This window comes from Gottfriedia sp. NPDC058432, from assembly GCF_042721555.1.
In the GTDB taxonomy this organism is placed as follows: Bacteria; Bacillota; Bacilli; order Bacillales; family Bacillaceae_G; genus Gottfriedia.
In genome coordinates this window covers 44,790-52,518 of record NZ_JBHXLC010000032.1, presented here as the reverse complement: position 1 = coordinate 52,518, position 7,729 = coordinate 44,790, and the positions used below count along the sequence as shown (strand labels likewise).

At 34.8% G+C, this 7,729-nt stretch carries 9 protein-coding genes; all 9 read right to left on the bottom strand.

What is annotated here, in order from left to right:
* Nucleotides 1-363: 363 nt before the first annotated feature.
* The 9 genes from lysS to ACFWM3_RS22385 all read right to left on the bottom strand — a co-directional run bounded on the left by lysS (nt 364) and on the right by ACFWM3_RS22385 (nt 7,720).
* Complete coding sequence (lysS, locus tag ACFWM3_RS22425; RefSeq protein WP_056474397.1) at nt 364-1,845, bottom strand: lysine--tRNA ligase; 1,482 nt, start codon at nt 1,843-1,845, stop codon at nt 364-366.
* A gap of 134 nt (nt 1,846-1,979) precedes the next feature.
* Complete coding sequence (gene dusB, locus ACFWM3_RS22420) at nt 1,980-2,978, bottom strand: tRNA dihydrouridine synthase DusB (RefSeq protein WP_390312975.1); 999 nt, start codon at nt 2,976-2,978, stop codon at nt 1,980-1,982.
* A gap of 30 nt (nt 2,979-3,008) precedes the next feature.
* A complete protein-coding gene (locus ACFWM3_RS22415) occupies nt 3,009-3,209 on the bottom strand; it encodes a helix-turn-helix domain-containing protein (RefSeq protein ID WP_056474403.1) in 201 nt (66 codons plus the stop codon).
* Nucleotides 3,161-3,658 (bottom strand): 2-amino-4-hydroxy-6-hydroxymethyldihydropteridine diphosphokinase, encoded by a 498-nt coding sequence (folK, locus tag ACFWM3_RS22410; protein WP_390312974.1) that lies wholly within the window; start codon nt 3,656-3,658, stop codon nt 3,161-3,163. Before folK ends, ACFWM3_RS22415 begins: the two co-directional genes overlap by 49 nt.
* Nucleotides 3,655-4,017, bottom strand: coding sequence for a dihydroneopterin aldolase (folB, locus tag ACFWM3_RS22405; RefSeq protein ID WP_056474411.1), 363 nt, complete (start codon nt 4,015-4,017; stop codon nt 3,655-3,657). The genes folK and folB overlap by 4 nt, the downstream gene beginning before the upstream one ends.
* Nucleotides 4,010-4,852: a dihydropteroate synthase gene (gene folP / locus ACFWM3_RS22400; RefSeq protein WP_056474414.1), complete on the bottom strand. Its 843-nt coding sequence runs from the start codon at nt 4,850-4,852 to the stop codon at nt 4,010-4,012. The genes folB and folP overlap by 8 nt, the downstream gene beginning before the upstream one ends.
* Nucleotides 4,849-5,721 (bottom strand): aminodeoxychorismate lyase, encoded by an 873-nt coding sequence (gene pabC / locus ACFWM3_RS22395; protein WP_390312973.1) that lies wholly within the window; start codon nt 5,719-5,721, stop codon nt 4,849-4,851. The genes folP and pabC overlap by 4 nt, the downstream gene beginning before the upstream one ends.
* Nucleotides 5,718-6,305 (bottom strand): aminodeoxychorismate/anthranilate synthase component II, encoded by a 588-nt coding sequence (gene pabA, locus ACFWM3_RS22390; RefSeq protein WP_056474418.1) that lies wholly within the window; start codon nt 6,303-6,305, stop codon nt 5,718-5,720. Before pabA ends, pabC begins: the two co-directional genes overlap by 4 nt.
* Nucleotides 6,302-7,720, bottom strand: coding sequence for an anthranilate synthase component I family protein (locus ACFWM3_RS22385; RefSeq protein WP_390312972.1), 1,419 nt, complete (start codon nt 7,718-7,720; stop codon nt 6,302-6,304). The genes pabA and ACFWM3_RS22385 overlap by 4 nt, the downstream gene beginning before the upstream one ends.
* Nucleotides 7,721-7,729: the final 9 nt, after the last annotated feature.

The window sequence follows — 7,729 nt, the reverse complement described above, 5'->3', positions numbered from 1 at the left end:
CCATAAAAGTTAAGTTTAAATCTTGTATTGCTCAAAAAACTAATAATTGACGTTTACTTCATGTTTTGTTTAGTTTTCAAAGTTCACTTCATCGCTCTGAGGCGACTTAAACATCTTAACATTTTCTTTCGAATGTTGTCAATGTTTTTTTAAAAGTTTTTTTGTTGTTGTTTCGAATTAACGTGACAACGTTTAATAATATAACACCTATAAAAACAAAATACAATACCTAAATTTAAATTCTTTTTATTCAGATAGTTTATACCAGATTTCAATAAATAAATGATGTCCTTATTCCTTTAAAAAGATACATCCAATCTTAAAAAAAACTGGCTAAAAGTACCCTTTTAGCCAGTTAGTTTCTTACTTATGTCTCATTAACGGGAACAATAGAACGTCACGGATTGAAGGAGAATTAGTTAACAACATAACTAATCGATCAATACCGATTCCTAGACCACCAGTTGGTGGCATACCGTGCTCTAATGCTTCAATGTAATCATCATCCATCATATGTGCTTCGTCATTACCAAGCTCACGTTCTTTAAGCTGCGCTTCAAAACGCTCTTTTTGGTCAATTGGGTCATTTAACTCTGTGAATGCATTAGCATGTTCACGCGCCACAATAAATAACTCAAAACGATCAGTAAAACGTGGATCGTCAGCATTCTTTTTCGCTAGCGGTGAAATTTCAACAGGGTGACCATAAATAAATGTAGGTTGAATTAACGTTTCCTCAACTTTTTGTTCAAAGAATTCGTTAATAATATGGCCAACGGACATATTCGCATTAACTTCAACATTATGTTCTTTAGCATATTCTCTTGCTTGCTCAACTGACATCTCTGGCCAGAAATCTACTCCACAAGCTTCTTTAATCGCATCTACCATATGAAGTCTAGTCCATTTTGGCTCTAGGTTTACCGTGTACTCACCATAAGGAATAGTAGTAGTTCCTAAAACTTCTTTAGCGATATGAGCAATTAGATTCTCAGTAAGTTCCATAATATCAGCATAATCAGCATAAGCTTCATATAATTCAATCATCGTAAACTCTGGATTATGACGAGTAGAAATACCTTCATTACGGAATACGCGACCAATTTCATAAACCTTTTCAAGTCCACCTACAATTAGTCGTTTTAAGTGTAGCTCAATTGCAATACGCATATATAATTCCATATCAAGCGCGTTATGATGAGTGATAAATGGTCTTGCAGAAGCTCCACCTGCAATTGCATGTAGCATAGGAGTTTCAACCTCTAAATAACCTTGGCTATCTAAATAACGTCTCATAGATTGGATAATCTTACTGCGAGCAATAAATGTTTGTCGGCTATCCATATTCATTAAATCTAAATATCTTTGACGGTAACGTTGTTCAACATCTTGTAAACCATGGAATTTATCAGGAAGTGGTAATAACGCTTTTGAAAGGAATGTATATTCTTTAACTTTAATAGATAATTCCCCTACATTCGTTTTAAATACCACACCAGAAACACCTACAATATCACCTAAATCAGTAATATCAAAGATTTCATATTGTTCTTCGCCTACAGCATCTTTACGTACATAGATTTGAACTTGTCCATTTAAATCTTGAACATGTGCAAATCCAGCTTTACCTTTACCACGTTTAGTCATTACTCGACCTGCAAATGAAACAACAATCGCTTTTTCTTCTAATTCTTCCTTAGAAAACTGGTCAAATTGTGCTAATAAATCGTTTGAAGAATGTGTGCGCACAAACTTCTTACCGAATGGATCGATACCTTTTCCTTCAAGTGTTTTTAATTTCTCCCTACGTATAAGGGCTTGATCATTTAATTCTTCATGACTCATTTTCTCAACTCCACGTAATTATTCAATAAATATTTAAATACAATATGATTTTAATAGAAAAACTGCCAGTAATTCGATCTGGCAGTTTTGTTTACTATAACTTATTATATTTTGTCAAGCGAAACCTGTCAAACTTACAAAGCTTGAGCAGCTTTCATTTTTTCTTCCACTTCATTAACGTATGTTGTTAATACTTCAACCATTTGAGCACGAGTACTAACCTCGTTAATTTGATTTCGAACTAATACAGTGCCTTTCAAACCTTTTAAATACCATGCTGCATGTTTTCTCATTTCCATTACAGCTACATGTTCATTTTTCAAATCAATTAAACGGTCTAAATGCAATAAACATACATCAATTTTTTCACGTGCTTCTGGCTCAGGCATTAATACACCAGATTCCAAGTATTTTACTGTACGATAAATCATCCATGGATTTCCTAAAGCAGCACGACCAATCATTACGCCATCACAGCCTGTTTCATCTAACATACGCTTGGCATCTTGAGGAGTCTCCACATCCCCATTACCGATTACCGGAATAGAAACCTGATTTTTAACTTCTTTAATCCAGCTCCAATCAGATTTCCCTTCATACATTTGATAACGAGTTCGTCCGTGGATTGCAACTGCTTTTCCACCCGCTGCTTCAACTGCTTTTGCATTATCTACTACATATATGTGATCGTCATCCCATCCAAGACGCATTTTAACTGTAACTGGTTTACTTACATTCTGTGCTACAGCATATACCATTTCATGAATTTTATTTGGGTCTAAAAGCCATTTAGCTCCTGCGTCCACTTTTGTAATCTTAGGAACAGGACACCCCATATTAATATCAATAATATCTGCATTCGTATTTTCGTCAACATACTTAGCAGCTTCAACTAATGTTGATTTTTCACCACCAAAAATTTGTAAGCTTAATGGCTTTTCACGTTCATCCATATAAAGCATATCTAATGTCCGCTTATTATTGTGAAGAATAGCTTTATCACTTACCATTTCTGCGCATACTAAACCTGCACCAAATTCTTTTACTGTTAAACGGAAAGCTGAGTTACAAACTCCAGCCATCGGTGCTAATACGACGGGATTTTTCATCTCGATGTCACCAATTTTTAGCACATCCCATCCTCCTTCTATTACATTAAAACCCTATATTGATAATTCCTCTACACTAACTTTTAATTGTTTTGCACAATCATGCAAAAACTGTTCAGTTGGCATACGATTCCCTCGCTCAACTTCACCTAACACTGAAACAGAAACTCCAAGGTTTTTTGCAAAGCCTTCTTGGGTAAAACCTTTTAATTTTCTAAAAGCCCTAATCCGTCTACCCCACTTTTCAGCTTCCATAATCGAACTCCTTTATCCTCTAAAAATTTAGTTTCAACCTTAATTGATTGATTAATTTCTTTTAAGGGGATTAATACAAAGCTTCTTTCAAACATTCTCGGGTGCGGTATTCTTAGGTGCTCAACTTCTATATCTTCGTGATTATAGAGTAAAATGTCAAGGTCTATTGTTCTTGGACCCCAACGTAATTCCCTTTTTCTACCAAGGTTTTGTTCGATTCCTTGCGTAACATCAAGTAATTGAAGTGGTGTCAAATTGGTAGAAATTTTAATAACGAGATTTAAAAATGGATCTTGGTCTACGTAACCAACTGGGTCTGTTTCATATATAGAAGAGATTTGTTCTACTTGAACGTCGGGATGGTCCACTAATTCCCTAATAGCTTTTGTAAGAAAACCTTCTCGGTCGCCTATATTTGTTCCTAAACTTAAATATGATTCATTTTTCATATGCGACCTCTTGTTATTTCAACTGCTACAAAATCATAATGTCCTGGTATTGGTGGATCTGGTTTTATGACTTTTACAGTACATTGTTGAATTAAATCGTATGTATTTAATATTTGTTTGGCAATCTCTTCAGCCACTGATTCAACTAAATCATAAGACTGACCTTGAACTACTTCTTCGCAGGTTTTAAATAAGTCTGCGTAACTTACTGAATACGCCAAATCATCTGTTTCTCCTGCTTTTTTTGTATCTAATTCGACAATTAAGTCAACATTAAATCGTTGCCCTAATGTTTTCTCTTCTTTAAATACACCATGGTATCCATAAAATCTCATACCTGTTACATAAATTTTATCCATTTTTAACTCCAATCTTTAACATCGCATCCATCATTTTAGTCATACGGGAAATCGCTAATACATCATGTACTCGTACAATTTCGCAACCTTTCGTAATACCTAAACAAACTGTAGCCCCTGTACCTTCCATTCGCTCATGTACTTCAGTACCAAGAACCTCCCCTATAAACCTTTTTCGAGAAGTACCAAGTAACACTGGATAATCCAATGCTTTGATTTGCTCCATTTGGTTTAAAACTTCCAAATTCTGCTCAGCTGATTTTGCAAAACCAACACCCGGATCCAAAATAATCATTTCATCCTTTACACCTGCGCGTTTTGCAATATTAATACTTTCTACTAAATCACAGACAAGATCACTCATTAAACTATAATAGTTTTCATCCGTTCGATTGTGCATTAAACAAATCGGAACATTATACGCTGCAGCCACTTCAGCAATTTTAGGATCTTTCTTTGCTCCCCAAACATCATTAATGATTGTAGCTCCTGCTTCAACAGCTTGCTTTGCCACTTCAGATTTATATGTATCAATTGAAATTGGGACATCAATTTCTTTAGATAATGCTGAAATAATCGGAACTACCCTTCTTAACTCTTCGTCTACATCAACTATTGCAGCTCCAGGCCTTGTCGATTCCCCACCTACATCAATAATTTTCGCACCATCAGCAATTAACTTTTTTGCATGTTGTATTGCTAATTCAATTTCGTTGTATCGACCACCATCAGAAAATGAATCCGGAGTTACATTTAAAATCCCCATCACAATTGTTTCATTCTGAATTGGTAATGAGTAATTTCCACAAATCAAAGGTTTAATTGCTCTTCTCACACTCGTTCACTTCTTTCCATTTCATTCATGCTTAATAAGGATTTTCGAAGATGTCTATAATCCTTTTGCAAATCCTTTATTACGCTATTTTCACTAACATTAAAGTTCCGCTCGCCAATTACTGTAACGGGAATAATTTCTTGAATTGAGTTTGAAATAAATATTTCATCCGCTTCTAACAGCTCTTGCTCCGTGTAGAAGCCCTCTTCAACTGTAATCCCTTTTAATTTAGCCCAATGGATTACAAACTGTCTCGTTATCCCATTCAAGATTCCCGTATCAACGTGTGGTGAATATAATCGATCTTGTTTAATAAAGAAGAGATTTGAAACAATACCTTCTGAAAGAAACCCATCTTTATTTAAAAAGATTCCTTCTATACTTGGTGAGTTACCGATCTCTTTTTTCCCGATAATATTATTTAAATAATGATGAGACTTTAATCGTTCTTTTCCTTCGGGAGAGTTTCGAGGGGTATTTAGTATTACCCCTTCTTTCTCTAAGATATTACTTTCATGCATTGGTTTAATAAAAATGATTGTATTTGGATTCGAATACTTACCAGTGTATAAACCTATTTCTCCATCACCCGCTGAAACATTCAAACGTATATACGCGTCTTGTAAATCATTAAATTCAATTAACCTATTTAAAATCGTTCGTATTTCCTCATCTAGCAAATCCCACTCGATATTCAGGTTTAATAACGACTTTCTTAAACGCTTTAAATGATCAAATAATAAAAATGGATGCCCATTATAGATCCGAAATGTTTCAAATAATCCTAAGCCATATAAAAAACCATGATCAAATGGAGATATTTTCACTTCATGATCGTTCAAGAATTCTCCATTACAATATAGTTTCATACTGTACTCCTAGACGGTTTATATGCTTGTAAAAAGTTTCTAAGCATTTCTTTGCCGAATTGTGACATAATCGATTCCGGATGAAATTGTACTCCTTCAATCGGTAATGTCTTATGTTTTAATGCCATGATTTCTCCATCATTCGTCCAAGCTGTTATTTCTAGCTCCTCAGGGAAAGTTTCTTTTTTAACAATTAAAGAGTGATATCGTGTAACGTCAATTGGAGATGGTAAGTCATTAAATAACCCTAAACCTTCATGTGTAATTGCAGATGTTTTTCCATGCATTAAGCGTTCTGCACGGACTACGTCACCTCCAAATACTTGAGCGATTGATTGGTGACCTAGGCATACGCCCAATATTGGGATTTTCCCAGCAAAGTGTTCAATGGCTTTTAAACTGATTCCAGCTTCGTTTGGTGTACAAGGACCTGGTGAAATCATCAAATAAGATGGAGCTAATACTTCGATTTCTTCTAAAGTAATTTCATCATTTCGTTTTACAATTAACTCTTCACCTAATTCGCCTAAATATTGAACTAGATTATAGGTAAATGAATCATAGTTATCAATCATTAATATCATTTTACATTCCCACCCAACTTTGCTTTTTCTTCACTTACTTTCTTAGCTGTCCATAAAGCTTGAGCTTTCTTAAGGCTTTCTAAGTACTCATGTTTTGGATTAGAATCAATAACAATACCAGCACCAGCTTGTACAAATGCTTGCTGATCTTTTGTAATCATTGTTCGAATCGTAATGTTTAACTCCATATCTCCTGTGAAGCTAATCCATCCAACAGAACCTGTATAAATACCACGCTTGGTTGGCTCTAGTTCTTCAATAATTTCCATTGTACGAATTTTTGGAGCTCCCGTAATTGTTCCCCCGGGAAATACTGCCTTTAATAGGTCAAATGAATCCTTACCCTTTTGTAGCTCACCTCTAACATTTGAAACAAGGTGCATTACATGCGAATACTTTTCGATTACTAATAGTTCGTCTACTTCAACAGTTCCATATTCGCATACTCTTCCTAAATCATTGCGCTCTAAATCAACTAGCATAATATGCTCAGCTTGTTCTTTTTCATTTGAACGTAGTTCTTCCATCAGTTGTTGTTCTTCTTCAACTGTTTTACCACGAGACCTTGTACCTGCTATTGGTCTTGTCCAAACTTCTTGGTCACGTTTCGCTACTAATAGCTCTGGAGAGCAACTAACAATTTGAAACTCTTCAAAATCTAGATAGGACATATAAGGTGACGGATTTATTTCTCTAAGTTGTTCATATATATACAATGGATCTGTTACAAGCGTCTCAGATTGTAGTACAGATAAATTCACCTGGAATACATCTCCCGCACTGATATATTCTTTAACATTTCCAACAGCATCCGTAAATTTTTGTTCAGACATATAGATTGTTTTTTCAATCTCATCGGTAGAAGTTCTCTTAGATAAATCGATTTGTTCTATTTCATTAATGAAGAACTCTTCTAAAGAATCTAGTCGTTCTTGTGCCTTATCAGCATTTTTCATTTCATCTATCACAATAAAATATAATTGTTTTTCTTGATGGTCATAAATAACCGCTTCATGGAAGATTAATAAATAAACATCTGGAATATTGTAGACATCCTCAGCCATTGATGGTAGGTCTTCAATATAATGGTTACAGTCATATGTGAAATAACCGATTGCTCCACCTTGAAATGGTGGTAAGTCATCTCTTTTTTCCGTAGTGTATTTAGATAGATATTCCTTTGCTAAATCAATTGGATTCCCTTCATACTCCACTTTCCCTGAGCATTCTTCGACCGTTAATTTATTATGCTTCCCGTATAACTTCGCAACAGGATTAGATGCCATAATTGAATATCTTCCGTCACGACCACTTTCAAGAAGTACAGCATTCTTTTTCTCTTTTACCGTTTCTACAAAGTATTTAAAGAAAGGTGTAGTATAATTGATAACTTTTGAAAAGATTTCATAATTCATGTGAATATC

Coding starts and splice junctions, on each gene's coding strand:
- pabC (WP_390312973.1), bottom strand. CDS start 5,721: ATGAAACTATATTGTAATGGAGAATTCTTGAACGATCATGAAGTGAAA.
- lysS (WP_056474397.1), bottom strand. CDS start 1,845: ATGAGTCATGAAGAATTAAATGATCAAGCCCTTATACGTAGGGAGAAA.
- ACFWM3_RS22385 (WP_390312972.1), bottom strand. CDS start 7,720: ATGAATTATGAAATCTTTTCAAAAGTTATCAATTATACTACACCTTTC.
- folK (WP_390312974.1), bottom strand. CDS start 3,658: ATGAAAAATGAATCATATTTAAGTTTAGGAACAAATATAGGCGACCGA.
- pabA (WP_056474418.1), bottom strand. CDS start 6,305: ATGATATTAATGATTGATAACTATGATTCATTTACCTATAATCTAGTT.
- folB (WP_056474411.1), bottom strand. CDS start 4,017: ATGGATAAAATTTATGTAACAGGTATGAGATTTTATGGATACCATGGT.
- ACFWM3_RS22415 (WP_056474403.1), bottom strand. CDS start 3,209: ATGGAAGCTGAAAAGTGGGGTAGACGGATTAGGGCTTTTAGAAAATTA.